20 protein-coding genes and 1 tRNA gene are annotated in these 18,960 nt (G+C 72.4%); 14 read left to right on the forward strand and 7 right to left on the reverse strand.

Annotated features, from left to right (window positions below; genetic code table 11):
- The first annotated feature begins 267 nt into the window (after nucleotides 1-267).
- The 3 genes from ACH4FH_RS03120 (at nucleotide 268) to rocD (ending at nucleotide 3,127) form a co-directional block, all read left to right on the forward strand.
- The gene (locus tag ACH4FH_RS03120; RefSeq protein ID WP_398554004.1) at nucleotides 268-774 is read left to right on the forward strand and encodes an Lrp/AsnC family transcriptional regulator; all 507 of its coding nucleotides are present in this window, start codon (nucleotides 268-270) and stop codon (nucleotides 772-774) included.
- Nucleotides 775-1,001: 227 nt separating this feature from the next.
- A complete protein-coding gene (gene ddaH, locus ACH4FH_RS03125) occupies nucleotides 1,002-1,874 on the forward strand; it encodes a dimethylargininase (RefSeq protein ID WP_398554005.1) in 873 nt (290 codons plus the stop codon).
- Complete coding sequence (rocD, locus tag ACH4FH_RS03130) at nucleotides 1,871-3,127, forward strand: ornithine--oxo-acid transaminase (protein WP_398554006.1); 1,257 nt, start codon at nucleotides 1,871-1,873, stop codon at nucleotides 3,125-3,127. Before ddaH ends, rocD begins: the two co-directional genes overlap by 4 nt.
- 143 nt (nucleotides 3,128-3,270) lie before the next feature.
- Here the strand turns inward: rocD and ACH4FH_RS03135 are convergent, their stop codons facing one another.
- The 3 genes from ACH4FH_RS03135 to ACH4FH_RS03145 form a co-directional block, all read right to left on the reverse strand.
- Nucleotides 3,271-4,803, reverse strand: a complete 1,533-nt coding sequence (locus ACH4FH_RS03135) for a SulP family inorganic anion transporter (RefSeq protein WP_398554007.1) — start codon at nucleotides 4,801-4,803, stop codon at nucleotides 3,271-3,273.
- Nucleotides 4,804-4,881: 78 nt separating this feature from the next.
- Nucleotides 4,882-5,490, reverse strand: coding sequence for a carbonic anhydrase (locus ACH4FH_RS03140; RefSeq protein WP_398554008.1), 609 nt, complete (start codon nucleotides 5,488-5,490; stop codon nucleotides 4,882-4,884).
- Nucleotides 5,491-5,765: 275 nt separating this feature from the next.
- The gene (locus ACH4FH_RS03145; RefSeq protein ID WP_398554009.1) at nucleotides 5,766-6,647 is read right to left on the reverse strand and encodes a helix-turn-helix transcriptional regulator; all 882 of its coding nucleotides are present in this window, start codon (nucleotides 6,645-6,647) and stop codon (nucleotides 5,766-5,768) included.
- A gap of 125 nt (nucleotides 6,648-6,772) precedes the next feature.
- Here ACH4FH_RS03145 and ACH4FH_RS03150 point away from each other — a divergent pair, with 125 nt between their 5' ends.
- The 3 genes from ACH4FH_RS03150 (at nucleotide 6,773) to ACH4FH_RS03160 (ending at nucleotide 9,430) form a co-directional block, all read left to right on the forward strand.
- The gene (locus ACH4FH_RS03150; protein ID WP_398554010.1) at nucleotides 6,773-7,828 is read left to right on the forward strand and encodes an NAD(P)-dependent alcohol dehydrogenase; all 1,056 of its coding nucleotides are present in this window, start codon (nucleotides 6,773-6,775) and stop codon (nucleotides 7,826-7,828) included.
- Nucleotides 7,829-8,026: 198 nt separating this feature from the next.
- Entirely contained in the window at nucleotides 8,027-8,197 is a 171-nt protein-coding gene (gene rpmF, locus ACH4FH_RS03155; RefSeq protein ID WP_398554011.1) for a 50S ribosomal protein L32, read from the forward strand.
- A gap of 6 nt (nucleotides 8,198-8,203) precedes the next feature.
- Nucleotides 8,204-9,430: a GTP-binding protein gene (locus ACH4FH_RS03160; protein WP_398554012.1), complete on the forward strand. Its 1,227-nt coding sequence runs from the start codon at nucleotides 8,204-8,206 to the stop codon at nucleotides 9,428-9,430.
- On the opposite strand, the gene ACH4FH_RS03165 is transcribed toward ACH4FH_RS03160, so the two are convergent.
- Nucleotides 9,427-10,332 (reverse strand): alpha/beta fold hydrolase, encoded by a 906-nt coding sequence (locus ACH4FH_RS03165; RefSeq protein WP_398554385.1) that lies wholly within the window; start codon nucleotides 10,330-10,332, stop codon nucleotides 9,427-9,429. The two genes, ACH4FH_RS03160 and ACH4FH_RS03165, sit on opposite strands and share 4 nt — an antisense overlap.
- Before the next feature lie 139 nt (nucleotides 10,333-10,471).
- On the reverse strand, nucleotides 10,472-11,962 hold the full coding sequence (locus ACH4FH_RS03170) for an apolipoprotein N-acyltransferase (RefSeq protein WP_398554013.1): 1,491 nt from the start codon (nucleotides 11,960-11,962) through the stop codon (nucleotides 10,472-10,474).
- A gap of 418 nt (nucleotides 11,963-12,380) precedes the next feature.
- On the opposite strand from ACH4FH_RS03170, the gene ACH4FH_RS03175 reads away from it, so the two are divergent.
- The 3 genes from ACH4FH_RS03175 (at nucleotide 12,381) to ACH4FH_RS03185 (ending at nucleotide 14,372) form a co-directional block, all read left to right on the forward strand.
- Entirely contained in the window at nucleotides 12,381-13,043 is a 663-nt protein-coding gene (locus tag ACH4FH_RS03175; RefSeq protein WP_398554014.1) for a DUF4232 domain-containing protein, read from the forward strand.
- Nucleotides 13,044-13,295: 252 nt separating this feature from the next.
- On the forward strand, nucleotides 13,296-13,592 hold the full coding sequence (locus ACH4FH_RS03180; protein ID WP_004943146.1) for a type II toxin-antitoxin system VapB family antitoxin: 297 nt from the start codon (nucleotides 13,296-13,298) through the stop codon (nucleotides 13,590-13,592).
- A 126-nt stretch (nucleotides 13,593-13,718) separates the two neighbouring features.
- Complete coding sequence (locus ACH4FH_RS03185) at nucleotides 13,719-14,372, forward strand: LytR C-terminal domain-containing protein (protein ID WP_398554015.1); 654 nt, start codon at nucleotides 13,719-13,721, stop codon at nucleotides 14,370-14,372.
- A 93-nt stretch (nucleotides 14,373-14,465) separates the two neighbouring features.
- Here ACH4FH_RS03185 and upp read toward each other — a convergent pair whose 3' ends face one another.
- A complete protein-coding gene (upp, locus tag ACH4FH_RS03190) occupies nucleotides 14,466-15,101 on the reverse strand; it encodes a uracil phosphoribosyltransferase (protein WP_398554016.1) in 636 nt (211 codons plus the stop codon).
- Between the two features lie 368 nt (nucleotides 15,102-15,469).
- Between upp and ACH4FH_RS03195 the strand changes: the two genes are divergently transcribed.
- The 5 genes from ACH4FH_RS03195 (at nucleotide 15,470) to ACH4FH_RS03215 (ending at nucleotide 17,975) form a co-directional block, all read left to right on the forward strand.
- Nucleotides 15,470-15,676, forward strand: a complete 207-nt coding sequence (locus ACH4FH_RS03195) for a hypothetical protein (protein ID WP_398554017.1) — start codon at nucleotides 15,470-15,472, stop codon at nucleotides 15,674-15,676.
- Between the two features lie 191 nt (nucleotides 15,677-15,867).
- Nucleotides 15,868-16,416, forward strand: coding sequence for a hypothetical protein (locus ACH4FH_RS03200; RefSeq protein ID WP_398554386.1), 549 nt, complete (start codon nucleotides 15,868-15,870; stop codon nucleotides 16,414-16,416).
- 142 nt (nucleotides 16,417-16,558) lie between these two features.
- Nucleotides 16,559-17,059: a tRNA adenosine(34) deaminase TadA gene (gene tadA, locus ACH4FH_RS03205; protein WP_398554018.1), complete on the forward strand. Its 501-nt coding sequence runs from the start codon at nucleotides 16,559-16,561 to the stop codon at nucleotides 17,057-17,059.
- Between the two features lie 68 nt (nucleotides 17,060-17,127).
- Nucleotides 17,128-17,214, forward strand: a tRNA-Ser gene (locus ACH4FH_RS03210).
- 392 nt (nucleotides 17,215-17,606) lie between these two features.
- Nucleotides 17,607-17,975, forward strand: a complete 369-nt coding sequence (locus ACH4FH_RS03215; RefSeq protein WP_398554019.1) for an MmpS family transport accessory protein — start codon at nucleotides 17,607-17,609, stop codon at nucleotides 17,973-17,975.
- A 56-nt stretch (nucleotides 17,976-18,031) separates the two neighbouring features.
- Here ACH4FH_RS03215 and ACH4FH_RS03220 read toward each other — a convergent pair whose 3' ends face one another.
- Complete coding sequence (locus ACH4FH_RS03220; RefSeq protein ID WP_398554020.1) at nucleotides 18,032-18,526, reverse strand: hypothetical protein; 495 nt, start codon at nucleotides 18,524-18,526, stop codon at nucleotides 18,032-18,034.
- Between the last annotated feature and the right edge of the window lie 434 nt (nucleotides 18,527-18,960).

Raw genomic sequence — 18,960 nt, forward strand, 5'->3', positions numbered from 1 at the left:
AGGCATATTGCCGCGAGGTTACGCCACCCCATGTGACCTGCATCGATTGCTGACCTGGCGGTTCGCGGAGGGCGCGGGCGGTTGCGCCGCCCGCCCGGCGGCCGCGGCGGCCCGCGGCGCGCGAGGCGGGGAGCCGCGGCCCCCTCCCCCGGCCCGCGTTGCGGCCCGCGGACGTCCGGCCGGATATCGCTACCGTGGGGCGACTCCGGACGATGGCGCTCGGCGCGAAGAGCCCACGCTCGGGAGCGGGAACAGGAGGGTCGCCACATGACCAGCAAGGCCGCGCCGTTCGACGCGCTGGACCGCAAGATCGTCGCGGCGCTGATCGAGAACGGCCGGACGAGTTTCGCGGAGATCGGTGCGGCCATCGGCCTGTCGGCCACCGCCGTCAAACGTCGGGTCGACCGGATGCGCGAGAACAACGTCATCACGGGATTCACCGCCACCGTCCGGCCCGCCGCGCTCGGCTGGCTCACCGAGGCGTACGTCGAGGTGTACTGCGACAGCGCCGCCCCGCCCCGCCGCCTCGCCGAGGTCGTGCGCAACCATCCGGAGATCGCGGCCGCCATGACCGTGACCGGCGGCGCCGACGCGCTGCTGCACGTCCGGGCGACCGATGTGGAGCACTTCGAAGAGGTGCTGGAGCGCATCAGGGCCGAGCCGTTCATCCGCAAGACCATCAGCTACATGGTCCTGTCCCACCTGCTGCCGGAGAGCCCGGAGGCGGGCGCGGGCCAGCCCTCCGCTTCGAGCGGCGCAGCGAACCTGCTGTAGAGGGCATTTCTACGCAGGATTCCTGCGCCTGCAAGCAGCGTTTGTCGCTTGTCCGGCGGCTTGTTCGATCTTTACCGTGGAACACGTGCCGGATACCTCCGGTCACCACCGGTCACCACAGCACACCGGTGCGTTCGGCCGGTGCCGGTGCGCCCGCCCCCGGTGTCCGGCCGAACCCGGCACCCTCCGCTCGCACCGCCCACCGCCGGAACCGAAGGGATCCTTCCTTGCCGACGAGCCTTTCGACGACGCCCCGCGTGGCGCGCCCCGGGCGCTATCTGCTCTGCGAGCCCCGCCACTTCGCCGTGCACTACGCCATCAACCCCTGGATGCGGGCGGACGCACAGGTCGACACCGTGCTCGCGGGGCGCCAGTGGGAGACCCTGGTGCGCGCCTACCGCGAACACGGCCACACGGTGGAGACGGTGCCGCCGGTAGCGGGCCTGCCCGACATGGTCTTCGCCGCGAACTCGGCCCTGGTCCTGGCCGGCCGGGTCTTCGGCTCACGGTTCCACGCTCCCGAGCGCCGGCCGGAGTCCACGGAGTACGAGACGTGGTTCAAGGCGGCCGGGTACGACGTCTACCGTCCGGAAGCCTTGTGCGAGGGCGAGGGCGACCTCGCGCCGGCCGGCCCCTTCCTCCTCGCCGGGACCGGTTTTCGCACCGCGCGCGAGGCCCATGCCGAGGTGCAGGAGTTCTTCGGCGTACCGACGGTCGGCCTCCAGCTGGTGGACCCGTACTTCTACCACCTGGACACCGCGCTGTTCGTCCTCGACGACCCGGGCGCCGGGCCCGGCAGCGAGGACGGTGGTCCGCGCCCCGCCGCGAACATCGCCTACTACCCGGGGGCGTTCTCCTCCGGCAGCCGCGAGGTGCTGCGCCGGCTGTTCCCCGACGCGGTGATCGCCACCCGCGAGGACGCCATGGCCTTCGGCCTCAACTCCGTCTCCGACGGCCGTCATGTCTTCATCGCCCCGGCCGCGACCGGTCTCATCGACCAGCTCACCCGTCGTGGCTACGTCCCCGTCCCCGTCGACCTGTCGGAGTTCCACAAGGCCGGCGGCGGCATCAAGTGCTGCACCCAGGAGATCCGCTCATGACCGCTCCCACCGAGACCGCCACCGCCACCGGTGCCTCAAGGCCGTCCGGGACGCCGCGCTCGTCGGCCGAGGTGATCCGCGCGGAGGCACCGGTACTCGCGCACAACTACCACCCGCTTCCGGTGGTCGTCGCCCGCGCCGAAGGGGTCTGGGTCGAGGATGTCGAGGGGCGCCGCTACCTCGACATGCTGGCCGGCTACTCCGCCCTCAACTTCGGCCACCGTCACCCCGCGCTGATCGAGGCCGCGCACCGCCAGCTCGATCAGCTGACCCTCACCTCGCGCGCCTTCCACCACGACCGCCTCGCCGGCTTCGCCGCGGACCTCGCCGAACTCACCGGCCTGGACATGGTGCTGCCGATGAACACCGGCGCCGAGGCGGTGGAGAGCGGCATCAAGGTCGCCCGCAAGTGGGCGTACGACGTCAAGGGCGTGCCCGCCGACCGGGCCACGATCGTGGTGGCCGCCGACAACTTCCACGGCCGGACCACCACCATCGTCGGCTTCTCCAACGACGAGACCGCCCGCGCCGGCTTCGGCCCCTTCGCCCCGGGCTTCCGCGTGGTGCCCTACAACGACCTCGCCGCACTGGAGGCGGCCGTGGACGAAACCACCGCCGCGGTGCTGATCGAGCCCATTCAGGGCGAGGCCGGGGTGGTCATCCCCGACGACGGCTACCTCAGCGGCGTACGCGAGGTGACGCGGCGCGCCGGGTGCCTGTTCATCGCGGACGAGATCCAGTCCGGCCTCGGGCGGACCGGCCGCACCCTCGCCGTCGACCACGAGTCGGTGGTCCCGGACGTCCTGCTGCTGGGCAAGGCGCTCGGCGGGGGCATCGTCCCGGTCTCCGCGGTCGTCGCCCACCGCGAGGTGCTCGGCGTCCTCGGCCCCGGCCAGCACGGCTCCACCTTCGGCGGCAACCCGCTGGCGGCGGCGGTCGGTTCCGCGGTCATCGAGCTGCTGGCCACGGGCGAGTTCCAGCGCCGGGCGGCCGAACTCGGCGAGGTGCTCCGCACCGGGCTGACCGCCCTGACCGGCAAGGGCGTCACGGGCTTTCGCGCGCGCGGCCTGTGGGCGGGCGTCGACATCGACCCCGCCCTCGGCACCGGCCGTGAGATCAGCGAACGGCTGCTGCGCGAAGGGATCCTGGCCAAGGACACCCACGGGTCCACGATCCGCCTCGCGCCGCCGCTGACCATCACCCGCGAGGAGCTGGAGTCGGCGCTGGGCGGGCTGGAGCGGGCCCTGAAGTAACCGTCATGCCATGTGCGGCGGCCGGGGGAAGGCCGCCGCACATGGCCGGGACGCCGGCGCGCTCCCGAAGGCGACTGTGCTCCGGAGCGCGGCACCTCGGTACCGCGCTCCGGAGCACAGGAACGCTCCAGGGCCGGCTCCCGCTACCCGGCGGCGCGGCCCGCACCCGCCGTGGCCACCGGAGCCCCAACCACCGGCTCCGCGCCGTTGTGCTGTGCGGCCCAGCCGTCCAGGGCGGTACGGCAGGCATGATCCAGGTGCCGCAGCTCCGTCAGGTCCAGTTCGACGGGCTTGTCCCGGGGCAGCTCCTCCAGCGCGTCCAGGATCTTGGGCAGCCGCAGGAACGTCGCGTTTCCGGTGAGCGCGACGATGATCCGGCCGCCGGTCAACTCCCGTACGTCCACCTGCACATGGGAGGTCTCCCAGGCGGTCTTGACGACGGCGAGCAGCAGCCCGAGGAGCACACCCTCGAACATGTTGGCGACGACGATGGCGCCCGCGGTGACCACGAGGATCACCGCCTCACCGCGATGCTCCCGCCACATCGACACCAGCTGTCGGCCCGGCACCAGCTTCACCCCGGCGTGCACCAGCACCGCCGCGAGAGCGGCGAGCGGGACGACGCCGAGCGCGGCGGGCAGCAGCGCCGCGAACAGCAGCAGCCAGACACCGTGCAGGATGCGCGAAAGCTTGGTGCGGGCACCGGCCTGGACGTTGGTGGCACTGCGCACGATCACCGCGGTCATCGGCAGCGCGCCGAGCACACCGCAGAGGGCGTTGCCCGCGCCCTGCGCCATCAGCTCCTTGTCGTAGTCGGTCCGCGCTCCGTCGGTCATCCGGTCCACCGCCGCGGCGCTGAAGAGGCTCTCGGCGGAGGCGATGAGGGTGAAGGCGAGCACCGTGCCGAGGATGGACAGCCCGGCGAGACCGCCCAGTTCGCCGAGCCCGGGCGGCTGGATGGACTCCAGCAGGCCGTGCACCTCCACCTTCGCGATCGGCAGGCCGAACACGGCCGTCACGACGGTGGCGAGGGCGATGGCGGCCAGCGGGCCCGGCACCTTGCGGACCTTCTCGGGCATCCACTTCCACAGCAGGAGCAGGCCGAGGGTGCCGGCCCCGACGGCGAACGCGGTGGCGGCCTGCGGGTTGCTGACCAGCTCGGCGGCGAGCCCGGGGAGCCCGGCGATCTTCGCCGGTCCGCTGCCGGGCTGAGCGACGTCGGCCATGGCGTAGACCTGGCCGAAGACGAGGATGAGGCCGATCCCGGCCAGCATCCCCTGCACCACGGCGACGGATATCGCCCGGAACCACCGGCCGAAGCGCAGCGCGCCGAGGGCGATCTGCAGCACACCTGCGGCGAGAACGATGGCGCCGAGCGCCGCGAGCCCGTACTGCTGCACAGCCTCGTGGACAAGGACGGTCAGACCGGCCGCGGGCCCGCTGACCTGAAATGAACTGCCCGGCAGAGCGCCGACGACGAGACCGCCGACGATGCCGGTGATCAGCCCGAGTTCGGCGGGTACGCCGGACGCGACGGCGACACCCACACACAGCGGGACGGCGACGAGGAAGACGACGAGCGAGGCGAGAACGTCACGCCGCAGCGTGTCGGGGCTGAGGGCGGAGAACGTCGGTAGGGAGAACTTCGGTATCGGGGTCTTGCCTGAGCTGAGCATGGAAACTCCGGTTCCTCCGGAAACGGTGAGGGGAAGGGGCGGGGCGGCACTGCCGTGCGCGAACGCGCGGCTGCCGCACTACAGCGGCTGAAAGGCCCCCGTCTCCGGCCGATGGCTGCGCACGGCTCCCGTGTGCACCTCGTAGAACCAGACGTCCAGCGTCAGTCGCCCGGCGTCCATCGCCTCCCGTACGCACGGGTAGGCCCGCAGCCGTTCGCCCTGCGCCACGGCGTGCCGCTGCACGGCCTCGGCGAGGTCGGGCCCGGCACCCGCCCACTCGGCACCCGCGTCCCGAAGCTGCTGCGGCGCGGCGCTGTCGAGCCAGCCCCGGATCGCCGGCGCGCCGCTGAGGTCGTCGCCACGCACCACGGCGCCGACCGCTCCGCAATGGGAGTGGCCGCAGACGACGATGTGCCGCACGCCCAGGACACGCACCGCGTACTCGATGGTCGCCGCCTCGCCCGCGGGGCGCTGTTCGCTGTACTCGGGGACGATGTTGCCCGCGGTGCGCAGCTCGAAGAGGTCGCCGGGGCCGGCCCCGGTGATCAGCGAGGGCACGACACGGCTGTCGGAGCACGTGATGAACAGGGCCTGCGGTGACTGCCCGGCTTCGAACCTCTCGAAGTCCTCGCCGCGCTCGGCGCAGCGGCGCTCGAAAGTGCGGGCATGAGCGGTGAGTTGCTGCATGGTGGTGGCCTGCCTCCTACTCGCCCTGACGGGCGCGTGGTGTGGTCGGGTCAAGGGGTGGCACGGCCGCCACGTCGACACTGACGGGGCGATGCCACACCCGGCCGCGGGGCACTCCCGCGGCCGTCAGGCGCTCGGCGAGCACCTGTGGTCACCATGGCGCAATGATCCTTAAGCGAAGCTGAAGACGGCTTCCGCCACGGCCGCCCATCCCCCTCCAGGCCGTGGCCGGCACGGCGGACTCGCCCCCCTCGCTCCCGGTCGGCCGCCCTGCGTCAGGCCCCCGCCACGGCCCCGGCCGGCGCCGCCGCCGCCAGCCGCCGTAGCGCCGCGGCCGAAGGCGACGCCGGTTCTGCGTGATAGGTGAACAGCTGTTGTCCGGGGTCGGCAGGCAGCGTCAGGACTTCGTACGCCAGCGTCAGCCGTCCGACCAGCGGATGGTTGAGCACCTTGACGCCGAAGCCCTTGTCCCGGACCTCGTGCGCGGCCCACAGCCGACGGAACTCGCGGCTCCTGTCGGACAGTTCGGCGATCAGCGAGGTCAGCTCGGGGTCCTCGGGGCAGCGCCCCGCGTCCCGCCGCAGATAGCCGACGACATCGGCGGCCTTGGCCGCCCAGTCGTCGTAGAGATTGCGCGCGGCCGGATCGAGGAAGACCTGCCGGGCCAGGTTGGGCCGGTCCCGCGGCAGCGCCGAGAAGTCACCGAGCAGGGCGAAGGAGAGCCGGTTCCAGCCGAGGACGTCCAGCCGCGGGCCGACGACGCAGGCCGGGACGCCCTCCATCGCGTCGATGAGCTGCTGCACGGCGGGCCGCACCCGCAGCGGCGACCCCACACCGCAACCGCTCCCGGACCGACCGGGAGACCGCACCCGCCGCGAGACCGGACGGGCCAGGTGGGCGAGGTGGTCGCGCTCGGCACCGGTCAGCCGCAGCGCGGTGCCGATGGCGTCCAGAACAGCGGCCGAGACGTTTCGGCCACGGCCCTGTTCCAGGCGGGTGTAATACGCCACACTCACCCCGGCGAGCTGCGCCAGCTCCTCGCGCCGCAGTCCCGGCACCCGGCGCCGCCCGCCGTGCTCCGGCAGCCCGACGTCACCGGGCCGCAACCGGGCCCGCCGGGAGCGCAGGAACTCGCTCAATTCGGTGCTCCGGTCCATGACGGCAGTATGCGTCCGGCCGCGAAACACGCCCAGGCAGGGTGGTCCTGGCAGTGGTAGGACCACCGTGCATAGGCACAAGGGGGCCCTGGCTAAGGCCTCTGACCTGCCGCATTGTCGATGGCATGACCCACACCTCTGTCGCCGCGTACGCCGCACCCGCCCCGAAGGCACCGCTGGAGCGGACCACGATTCCGCGCCGCGAGCTGGGTGCCCACGACATCCTGATCGACATCAAGTACGCCGGTATCTGCCATTCCGACATCCACACCGTGCGAGCCGAGTGGGGAGACGGCGGCACCTTCCCGATCGTCCCCGGGCACGAGATCGCCGGCGTGGTCGCCGAGGTCGGCCCCGAGGTCACCCGTTACCGGACCGGTGACCGGGTGGGCGTCGGCTGCTTCGTCGACTCCTGCCGCCAGTGCGAGAACTGCCTGGCCGGCCTGGAGCAGTACTGCACCGGCGAGCTCGGCAACGTCGGCACGTACGCCGCCACCGGCCGTGACGGCGAGCCCACCTACGGCGGCTACTCCACCCACCTCGTCGTCGACGAGAACTACGCCCTGCGGATCCCCGAGAGCATCCCGCTGGACGCCGCCGCCCCGCTGCTCTGCGCCGGCATCACCCTGTACTCCCCGCTCGCCCACTGGAAGGCCGGCCCCGGCAAGAAGGTCGCCGTCGTCGGACTGGGCGGCCTCGGCCACATGGGCGTGAAGATCGCGCACGCGATGGGCGCCGAGGTCACCGTGCTGAGCCAGTCGCTCCGCAAGAAGGACGACGGCCTGCGGCTCGGCGCCGACCACTACCACGCCACCTCCGACCCGGCCACCTTCGAGGCGCTGGCCGGCACCTTCGACCTGATCGTCAACACCGTCTCCGCCGACCTCGACCTCAACGCCTACCTCGGTCTGCTCGCGACGGACGGCACGCTGGTCCAGCTCGGCGCCCCGGAGAAGCCGCTGCAGCTCGCGCCGTTCGCGCTGATCCCCCGGCGCAGGTCGATCGCCGGTTCGATGATCGGCGGCATCCGCGAGACGCAGGAGATGCTCGACTTCTGCGGTGAGCACGGGCTGGCCTCGGACATCGAGGTGATCGACGCGTCGCAGATCAACGAGGCGTACGAGCGGGTGCTCGCCAGCGACGTGCGCTACCGCTTCGTGATCGACACCTCGACGATCTGAGGGTCTCGGGGGACGCGCCGGACGCCTGATCCGCCGGCGTGCCCCCCGGTCCACGCTCCCCCGGCACCACAGCGCCCGGGGCGGCCCCTGACAGGGCCGCCCCGGGCGTTCGCCTTCCCACCCCACCCACTTGGAAATGGGACCCATTTTCATATAGCCTCCGGACGACCGCCCGCCCCGAAGGAGGCCCGGACCACCATGGCCGTACCCAAGCGCAAGCTCTCCCGCAGCAACACCCGCCACCGCCGCGCCCAGTGGAAGGCCACCGTCCCCGCGCTGGTGCCCGTCACCGTCGACGGCTCGGTGTACCAGGTACCCCGCCGCCTGGTGAAGGCCGTCCGGCTCGGCCTGATCGACCCGAGGGACTGACCGGCCATGGCGCACCCCCGGCTGCCCGTCACCGTGCTCTCCGGATTCCTCGGCGCGGGCAAGACCACCCTGCTCAACCACATCCTGGGCAACCGGGACGGTCTGCGCGTGGCCGTCATCGTCAACGACATGAGCGAGGTCAACATCGACGCCGCGCTCGTCCGCGGCGGTGGCGCGGCGCTCTCCCGCACCGAGGAGCGGCTGGTCGAGATGACCAACGGGTGCATCTGCTGCACCCTGCGCGACGACCTGCTGGAGGAGGTCGCGAGGCTGGCCGGCGAAGGCCGCTTCGACTACCTGCTGATCGAGTCCAGCGGCATCTCCGAGCCGATGCCGGTCGCCGCCACCTTCGCCTTCCCCCGCGACGACGGCGCCACCCTCGGCGACCTCGCCCGGCTCGACACCATGGTCACCGTCGTCGACGCCGCCGGCTTCCTCCCGGAACTGACCGGCGGCGACGGGCTGGCCGAGCGTGGCCTGGACCAGTACGAGGACGACACGCGCACGGTCAGCGATCTCCTCATGGACCAGGTCGAGTTCGCCGATGTCATCGTGCTCAACAAGACCGACCTGGTCGACACCGAGACCGTCCTGCGCCTGCGGGCCACCCTCACCCGCCTCAACCCCGCGGCGCGCATCATCCCCGCCCGGCGCGGCCGGGTGGCGCCCGCCGAGGTGCTCGGCACCGGCCGGTTCGACCTGGAGCGGGCCCAGGAGGCGCCCGGCTGGGTCAGGGAACTCAACGGCGACCATGTGCCGGAGACCGAGGAGTACGGCATCTCCAGCACCGTCTTCCGGGCCGGCCGCGCCTTCCACCCGGGCCGCCTCTGGCACTTCGTCACCGAGGATCTGGACAGCGGCCGCTACGGCGACATCCTGCGCTCCAAGGGCTTCTTCCGGCTCGCCACCCGCCCCGGGATCGCCGGGCTGTGGTCCCAGGCCGGCGCGGTCGCCCGCTTCGAGCCCTCGGGCATGGAGGACGCGGGCGGCGAGCCCGGGGCGGACGCCTCGGAGGAGTACCGGTACGGCCAGGAACTGGTCTTCATCGGCACCCACTTGCGGCCGGAACCCCTGCACGCCGCCCTGACCGCCTGCCTTCTCGCGGCCGACGAGCCGGACCCCGCAGCCGCCGACGATCCGTTCCCGGCGTGGGGGATACACGGGGTCGAAGAGGTCTGCGGGCACGATGAGGGCGGCCTGCCGGTCGCACAGCAGGCCGCCCTCATCGCCTAGACGCCGCCGGCCGGGTCCCGGTCGATGTGCCGGAGAATCGCGCCGGCGAGCTCCTCGTGCACCTCGGGCGGCAGGGTGTGCCCCATCCCCTCGACGGCGAGGAAGCCGGCCCCGGGGATCGCCTCGGCGATCAACCGCCCGTGCCCCGGTTTGACCGGCTCCTCGGTCCCCTCGACGACCAGCGTCGGGGCCCGTACGCCGCCCAGGGCGCCGGCCGGCTCGTGCTCGGGGTCGGCGGCCCAGGCGAGCCGGTGGTTGCCGACCGCGGCCGGATCCGCCGCCCGGTCCCACAGCAGTTCCTCGAACCGGCGCTGGGCGTCCTCGTCGAAGGGGAGCACCGTCCCGTGGAGCATCCGGGCCACCTCCACCTGGAAGTCGATCAGCCCGGCCTGCCCCTCGGGCGGCGGGCTCACCGCCGCCTTCGTGAACAGCTCGACGAAGGCCGGCGCGGGCCCAGGGAGGCTGCCCGCCGGCTGCGGCTCACCGGTCAGCGCCCGCATCAGCACCTGCCCCTCGCGCCCGCCGAGCGGTGACGACGCGATCGCGGTGAGCGTGGCCACCCGCTCGGGGTGCTCGACCGCGAGCCACTGGCCCAGCAGACCGCCCGCCGAGTGACCGACGACATGCGCCCGCTCGATGCCGAGGGCGTCCAGCAGCCCCACCGCGTCGTCCTTGACCGCGCGCCAGGTGTAGGGGTGCGCGGCGAAATCCCGGGAGGTCGAGCGCCCGACGTCCCGGTGGTCGTACCGGATGACGCGGCGCCCGCCCGCCACCAGCAGGCCGATGAACTCCTCCGGCCAGAGCAGCCCTTGAGACATCGAACCCATGACGAGCAGCACCGGCGGATCCGTCGGATCGCCGAACTCCTCCGCCCACAACGCGATCTCGCCCACCTGGACCATGCGTTCCACTCGCTGCATATTGCGCTTCCCCCTCGTGATGGTGCTGCGGTCCCGGGACTGTATCGACACGGAGGGCCGGGCACCCCGCTCTGCCCTGCACTGCGCTGCACTCCAGGAGTAGGAGCCAACTCCCTTCGCTTCAGGACGTGGTGACCCCCGGGGCACTCGCCTCAGGGCGCCGCCCCCGCCGCCACAGCAGCCCCAGGGCCACGACCACGACGGACCCGCCAACACACAGCACCGCGAACACCGCCCCCATCTCGCCGTAGAGGGTCTGCGTCCGCCGCTGCACCGGCACTTCGGCGACCAGCGTCTGGCGGTCGCCGGTGAAGTAGTCCGCCATGCCCAGGACCCGACCCTGCGGATCCACCGCGGTGGCGACCCCGTTGACCGACTGGCGGACGATGGCATAGCCGTACTCCACGGACCGGAAGACGGCCCGCTGGGCGTGCAGCGACTCGAAGCCCGCCCAGTCGTTGGCCGGCACCAGCATCATGTCGGCACCCTTGTCCGCCGCCTGCCGCATCAGGTCCGGATAGTCGGCGTCGTAACAGATCACCGTGGCCAGCCGCCCGTACGGCGAGTCCGCCACCGGGACCTTGCCGCTGCCCGGCGTCATCGTCTCCATGGGCGTCGGATGCGCCTTGTCGTACGTCCAGGCCACCTTGCCCTCCGGTGTGACCAGGACGGCGACGTTCCGCACGTAGGGGGCGTGCCGGAGATAGAGGCCGTAGGCCGCGTTGACGTACACCCGGTGTTCACGGGCGATCGCCGCCACCCGCCCGAGCAGCCGCCGCTGATCGCTCTCCAGCACCCCGGCCTGCGTCTCCGGCCACACCACGATCCGCGCGCCGGCCCGCGCCTCACGGTCGGTGGCCGTCACCAGGTCGTCCGCCACCGGGGCCAGCGCCTTCCGCACCCGCTCCGGAGCAGCCCCCGCCACCGACCGCGGCCGCCACCCCTCGGGGTCGATCCGGTCCAGCGCCCGGCGCGTGTCCTGTTCCGCGGCCCGCCCCGCGCTGACCCCCGCGACCCGTACGGTGTCCGTCACCGGCGCGAAGAACAGCAGGCGTACGCCGCCGGCGCCCAGCACCACCGCCAGCACCCCGGCCCACACCAGCACACCGCGCCGGATCCGCGGCCGGGGCAGCCCGCCCTGCCAGACCCAGTGCGCCATGGACGCGGTCCACGCCACGACGAAGCTCACGCCGTACACGCCGGTGACGGAGGCGAGCTGGACCAGCGGCAGGAACCCGTGCTGGGTGAAGCCCAGCACGCCGTAGTCCCCGAAGTCGGCCAGTTCCGCGAACAGATACTCGCCGCTGACCAGCACCGTCGGGAAGATCAGCGTCGTCAGCACCGACCGGCTGCGCACCGCGATCAGCCGGTCGGCGACGAACGGCAGCGTCTGCAGCACCGCGAGCACCGCGAACAGACCCACCACGGACGGCACGAACACCATGCCCGTGGAGACCAGCCACAGCAGCGTCGCCGACGCGGACGCCCAGCCGATGCGGAGCAGCCCGTGACGGGCCGGACGCAGCCGCCCGTAGCGCAGCAGGAAGACCGGGAAGAGCCAGGCGGCAAGCGCCACATGCCAGTTGCTGTGCACGGCGAGAACCAGCAGCACGGTGCCGACTCCCCACAGCCAACGGCCGGGCGGTCGCCTCCGCGGCACCCCGGCGGCGTCGCCGTCCCCCGGCGCCACCCCGCGTGATCGCCTCTCGTCCTTCCGTTCCCGCAGCCCGAGCACGGTGCTCTCCCCTCGTGTGCCGGTGTCCGCATCGGCCGATGCGGATCGGAACGCTAGGGACACCGGGGCACGTTGCACCGCTGCCGTTCGACAGGACCGACCCCTGACTTTCGTCAGGTACGCCCGGCAGGAGCCCGGACGGAACCGGGCAGGCAGGCCCCCGGAGCCTCCCGCGCCACTCCAGCCGCGTTAGCCACGCGTTAGCCGATCAGCAGTGCCACCGCCGACCATCATCCCCACGCCACCGCCCCGCACCGCCGCGGGCCGGGCCTGCCGTACGTCCCCGGGGGACCCCATGCGATTCACCGCCCTCGCCGCCACCTCCCGCCGCGGCAGCCGCCTGTCCGCCGCCGCGCTGCTCGCCGCCACCGCACTGTCGCTCACCGCATGCCACGGCCATACCGGCAAACCCGTCGGAGCGGCCCCCGCCGCCCCCTCCACACCGGAGGCCGGTACCGGCCGGAGCGAGCCGGCCACCTCCCGGCCCGACACCTCCGACGGCGGTCCCACCCCCTCCGGCTCCAGACCCGGCGACCGGCCGGCCTGCACCCCCGACATGCTCGGATTCCACGCGGGCGGGGTCCACCGACCGGCCGGCCACATGGTGCTGGCCGTCACCAACCTCTCCGACCGGACGTGCACCTTCGCCGCCCAGCCGTACCCGCTCCTGCGGTTCCACGACGAACAGCGGACCGCCACCCCGGTGATCGAGGCCAGCAAGCCGCAGGCCGTCGTCGCCCTGGCGCCCGACCGGACCGCGTACGCCGGAATCACCACCGCCGCCGCCGACGGCTCCGGCGGCGAGGGCAAGAAAATCTCCCAGTTCGGCGTCGCCCTGGCCGCCCGCACCGACCCGGCACAGGTCGGCCTGGACAGCGGGCCACCGGTACACGTCAACCACAACACCGCCCGCGTCACGTACTGGCAGTCGAGCCGCGCCGACGCCCTCAAGTGGTGACACCCGGGCACCGGCACGGCTTCAGCGGCCGGGCCGCACCCACACCCGCGCGACACGCGGTCGCTCGTTCGTGTCACCTGCCCGCGCGACAGCGGCACCGGGGACGACACGGCCCCCGGCGATCACCACGGCCGTGAACCAGGGCCCACCCCCACCCACCGTTCCCGCTTTGCTCCACTTCCCCCACTTCTCCCGCTTTGCAGTCCTGCGGCATGGCTGCGCCCGGTGCCGCTTGCCCGGTAGGCTTTCCGTGTGATCTTCAAGCGCATCGGAAATGGGCGGCCGTACCCGGACCACGGCCGGGAGAGCACCCGCCAGTGGGCGGACGTCGCCCCGCGCCCGGTACGCCTCGACCAATTGGTGACGACCAAGCAGCAGCTCGACCTCGAGACGCTGCTCGCCGAGGACTCCACCTTCTACGGCGACCTCTTCGCGCACGTCGTGAAATGGCAGGGCGACCTCTACCTGGAGGACGGGTTGCACCGCGCCGTGCGCGCCGCCCTCCAGCAGCGCCAGGTCCTGCACGCCCGCGTACTCGAACTGGACTGACGCCCCAGCAGCCACGCCGCCCTCACCCGGCATTCACCTGCCCAAATTGATCCTTTTGGGTGGGGTCTCACGCCACGCATTGATCATTTAGTAGGCACGGCCCCTCGCCCGCACTACGCTGCGGCCATGAGCATGCTGACGCCCCCAGGCATGGGCGGTAAGAAGTACCGCATCACGGGCGACAGGTACCCGCGGATGCGCCGTCCCCGACACCGCCGCCGGATCGTCCTGACCATCGTGGCCGCGGCCTGCGTCCTCGGGCTGGCCGGCTGGGGGTCCCTACAGCTCATCGATGTCTTCGGCGGCAGGAGCAGTACCGCCCAGGCCGCCCAGGGCAAGGCGAAGTGCCGGACCGGCGACACCGTGAACGGCTCGCACGTCAAACCCGCCGCCACCGGTCCGCTGCCCAAGCCCGCCGTGCTGACCGTCAACGTCTTCAACGCCACGCCGCGCAGCGGTCTCGCCAAGAGCACCGCCGACGAGCTGAAGAAGCGCGGCTTCAAGATCGGCAAGGTGGGCAACGCCCCGGCGGCCTACGACAAGAAGATCAAGGGCGCCGGGATACTGCTCGGCCCGAAGTCCGCGGTCGACGGCCCTCTGAAGGTACTGGCCACCCAGCTCGCCGGAGTCGAACAGAAGACCGACGACCGCAAGGGCGCCGAGCTCGACCTCCTCATCGGCGACGGCTTCAAGGAACTGGCCAAGCCGCAGGAGGCACAGAAGTCCCTCGCGCTGCTCACCCAGCCGTCCCCGCGGCCCTCAACGGGCGGCAAGTGCTGACACCGCACCGCCCGTCCCGCACACGCACCCGGGCCCCTCGCCGATCAACGGCGAGGGGCCCGAGCAGTGGTCGAGGAAAAGCGGCGCGGAGGCTCAGCCCGCCGTGCCGTACATCCGGTCGCCCGCGTCACCGAGCCCCGGCACGATGTAGCGGTCGCCGTTCAGCCGCTCGTCGACCGCCGCGGTGACCACCGTCACCGGCGAGCCGGCCAGCTCCCGCTCCATGACCTCGACGCCTTCCGGCGCGGCCAGCAGGCAGATGGCGGTGACATCGTCCGCGCCACGCTTGATCAGCTCGCGGATCGCCGCGACCAGCGTGCCGCCGGTGGCGAGCATCGGGTCCACGACGTACACCTGGCGACCCGAGAGGTCGTCGGGCATCCGCGTCGCGTACGTGTGCGCCTCGTAGGTCTCCTCGTTGCGCACCATGCCCATGAAGCCGACCTCGGCGGTGGGCAGCAGCCGGACCATGCCGTCCAGCATGCCCAGACCCGCCCGCAGGATCGGGACGACCAGCGGCCGGGGGTGCGAGAGCCGCACACCGGTGGTCGCCGTCACCGGGGTCTCGATGTCGACCTGCTCGGTGCGCACGTCACGGGTGGCCTCGTAGGCGAGCAGGGTGACCAGCTCGTCGGCGAGCCGCCGGAAGGTCGGGGAGTCGGTGCGCTTGTCGCGCAAAGTGGTGAGTTTGTGCGCCACCAGCGGGTGGTCGACGACATGCAAACGCACAAAATCCTCCAGGGGGTCTGTTCTGCCACAACGGCCGCAGAAGCGACCCGCAACCAACCAGGCTACCGGTGCCGTCTGCCGACGGCGCCCGACCCTGCGACCTCCCCGCCAGACCCGGCCACGGGCCTCAATGCCGGCTCCCGTCCACTCGGAGTTTCAGCTTTTCGCGTCCTACCGAGTTGTCGGTGCACGAACGACATGGCCCCGCGTGCCGAAGAGAAGCAGCCGAGCCCACCGCGCCCCAGCAGCCGGACCGGCTTCACGGCATCGCTGGCATCAAACCACCAGATCGAGGGAAAGTGGGCACGTACGCTCGATTTGTCGGCTCGGCATCGGGCGAGGACCTCCTCCAGGGGTGGTGTGTACGCGTGCCCGACCGCAAGCGGAGCGACGACACGAAGGACGCCATATCCGCCGCCCACGGCGTCGAAAACGACGCGGCGCGCCGAAGGCGCCGGGCACAGTTCCTGCGTGAACTGCACGAGGCCAAGGAGCTGCGCGACCGCGTCCAGCCGCGCCGCGCACGGGCCGCACGGATGCGACAGGCCATGCGGATGCGCACCTTCCGTTGGTAGCCGGACGCCTCCGCGCCCCCGTCCGCGCTCCTGCACGTGAGCGACATCTCGCAGAACCGCCGCACGACGCAGCGCCGAAGACCCCGCGCGAGCGCGCACTTTCTGCCACGATTCCGAAGGGGCGGGACCCGCGGCGCAGCCAGCGTCGCCCCGCCCGGCCCGGCACGCCTATGACCAGTGGGAGAGTCACGGTGTACTTCGCCGCACTGCTCGCGCGCACCGAAGACGGGTGGGAAGCGAGCGATACAGAGCTCGACAATGTGGAGACCCTGTCCGATCTGGCCGATCTGGCCCGAGAGGCGGCGGTCGACGACGACACAGTGGTGGCGTTCATCGAACAGGAGGACGCCTGGTTCGGCGTCATCCGGGTGGACGGCGAGGAAGACCCTCGGATCTTCCTCTCCAACGCCGCCGCCGCTGCCCGAAGCTCGTACGGCGCGATGCTGACCGACGAGCTCCTCGGCCGAGATGAGGACGATCTGGCCGACCTCGACACCCTCGACCTGGACGGCACGGAGGACGGCGAACCCGAATCGGACGACAACGTTGATGACAGCGACCCCCAAGACGCGGTAAGCGAATCGGGCGGCCTCGTACCGCCACCCGGCCCGCTCGGCGATCCCGAGCTGCTGACCGACCTCGGTGTCAGCGTGAAGGAGCTGCTCGCCCTCGACGGCGACGCCCTCTCCACCATCGCCGACTCCCTGGGCTGCACGGATGTCCTGGAAGCCGTGCGCTGACAGCCGCCGGGCCACGCCCCCGCCACCCGCCGGGCCCCTGTCACCGACACCGGGCCCGGCGCGTCCCCGCATCCGGTGCCGACCCCGGCGTCGGGGCCGGCACCGGATCACTCCGCCAGGTCCCGTCCCCGACACTGGGGACATGACCTGGCCTCCATCCGCCCCTTCGCAGTCCTCCGCCCCCGACCCGCTGCGCGATCCCTGGATCGCACCGATGCGGCAGGCGCTGGACGAGGCCGCGCGCGCCCCCGGGACCGGTGATGTCCCGGTGGGTGCCGTCGTGCTGTCCGCGGACGGCACGGTGCTCGGCACCGGCCACAACGAACGTGAGGCGACCGGCGACCCGACCGCGCACGCCGAGGTCCTCGCGCTGCGCGCGGCTGCCCGCTCGGTCGGAGAGTGGCGGCTGACCGGCTGCACCCTGCTGGTCACCCTCGAACCGTGCACGATGTGCGCGGGTGCGATCGTGCTCTCCCGGGTCGACCGCGTCGTCTACGGCGCCCGCGACGCCAAGGCGGGCGCGGCCGGCTCCCTGTGGGACGTCGTTCGCGACCGTCGCCTCAACCACCGCCCCGAAGTCATCACGGGCGTCCTCGAAGCCGACTGCGCCGCCCTGCTCACCGCCTTCTTCCGCGGCCGCTGAGGCCCGCGGTCACCGCTGCCGGGAATCCGATTTCGGAGCACGGCCCCCTGTGGGCTAAGCTCTCTCTCGGTAGCGTGTCCGAGCGGCCGAAGGAGCACGCCTCGAAAGCGTGTGAGGGGGCAACTCCTCCGTGGGTTCAAATCCCACCGCTACCGCTCTGAAGGTGAAGGCCCCGATCCCCTGCGGATCGGGGCCTTTGTCGTGCCTGGGGCCCGGGGCCTTCCTCGTGCCCGGTCGCGGTCCCGGCCACTGTGCCGGTCCCCTCTCAGGTGGCGCTCGGCCTCGGACCTTCGCCCGCCCGGCCGCAGACACCTCCCTCCGCGTGAACTCGCGGGCACCGGCAAACCGGCTGACCCTTGAGTGCATGAGCGAACGGAGTCCGGGGCAGGGCCCCGAACCGGGCCGGGAGGGGCAGGGCCGGGGATGGGGCCCCCGCCGGCCCACGCCGCCGCACCAGAGGGGCTGGAGTCCGCCGGCCGGGGGGCCTCCCCCGTACGGAGCACCGCCCGGCGGCCCGGGGCAGCCGCGGAAACGGGCGTGGCCCTGGGTGGTGCTGGGGCTCTGTCTGCTGCTGGTCGGTGGCTGCGCGGCCGCCGTCGCGGTTCTGGTGTCCGACGTCACGGAAGAGATCACCAAGACGGTGCAGGTCAGCTACGAGGTCACAGGGGACGCGAAGGATGTCGCCATCACCTACTCGACCTGGCGGGACGAGGACATGTCCACCAGTCAGGCGACCGCGCGAACCCTGCCGTGGACGAAGGAAATGCAGGCCGAGGGGCTGGTGAAGGGCGGCGCGCTCAGCATCACCCTCGGCGCGGGCGGCGGCACCGCGACCTGCTCGGTGTCCGTGGACGGCGCGCAGGCGAAGACGGCCACGGCCACGGGACCGAACGCGACGGCCAGCTGCGGTTACTGATGCGGGCCGGCGGTGGCCGCGGGGGCGCGCCCCCGCGGCCACCCGGCAAGGGCACGTCAGTCGTTACGCCGGCTCGCCGCGCGGCGGATGAAGCGGAAGACCAGCCAGATGACCAGGCCCAGGAGACCGAGGAAGATGATGCCCACCACCAGGGCGACGATGCCGCCCTTCTTGAAGAAGCCACGGCTGCCCGACCTCCCCTTGATCCCCTTGGATCCCTTGGACCCCTTGGACTTGAAGACCGTCCGGGCGTGCGTGGAGTGATGCCCCGAAGAGGAACGGTGGGAGGAGGTGAGGGGCGCCGCGGGGGCCGCACGTACGGCGCCGGCTGCGGAGGTGGCCGGGCGGGCGTCCACGGTCGCGTGCCGGGCGGCGGGCGCGGTGCGCGGTGCGGCCTCGGCGCGGCCCGCTGCGACGGCCGGGGCGGCGGCCGCGGCGAACAGGCCGAGCAGCAGCGCCAGGACGACAGTCGGCCGGCGGCGCGGCAGGCGGCCGGTGGCTCGCAGCGCTTCGGCGCGTGGTGAATCCGTATGCCGGTGTGTGGAGTTCATGGTGAAGGTTCCTTCCCCCTCGGATGTCCGGTCAGCCGCGACGGGCGGGTGCGAAGCGCTCCGGTGGAGAGCGGGGCCTCCGGGTGCGGGGCGCTGTGCCGTCCGTGTCGAGAACTGCTCGACTGCCGCGCAGTCCGAACAGCCGTTTGCCCAGCGCGATATGGAGCACGGCGAGCGGAGGGACGCGCGAGGGCGGGACTCCCGGGCCGGCCGGCGCCTTGCCGGACGGCGGGTACGACGGCACCGCACGTGAGGTGCCGTGGGTGCGCGTGGCCACGCGAATCCCTGTCGCGCTTCATCGGGCCGCGTGATCCCTTCGTCGTCCCGTTGTCCCCGCGCGTCGCCCGGCTCACTGCCGTACCGCCACGCCTGAATCTGTCGCGTACATGATGCCTTTTAGGGCCTGCGGGGTGGGAGACGCGGGGCGCCGTGCG

This window comes from Streptomyces sp. NPDC017993, assembly GCF_044328065.1.
GTDB lineage: Bacteria > Actinomycetota > Actinomycetes > Streptomycetales > Streptomycetaceae > Streptomyces.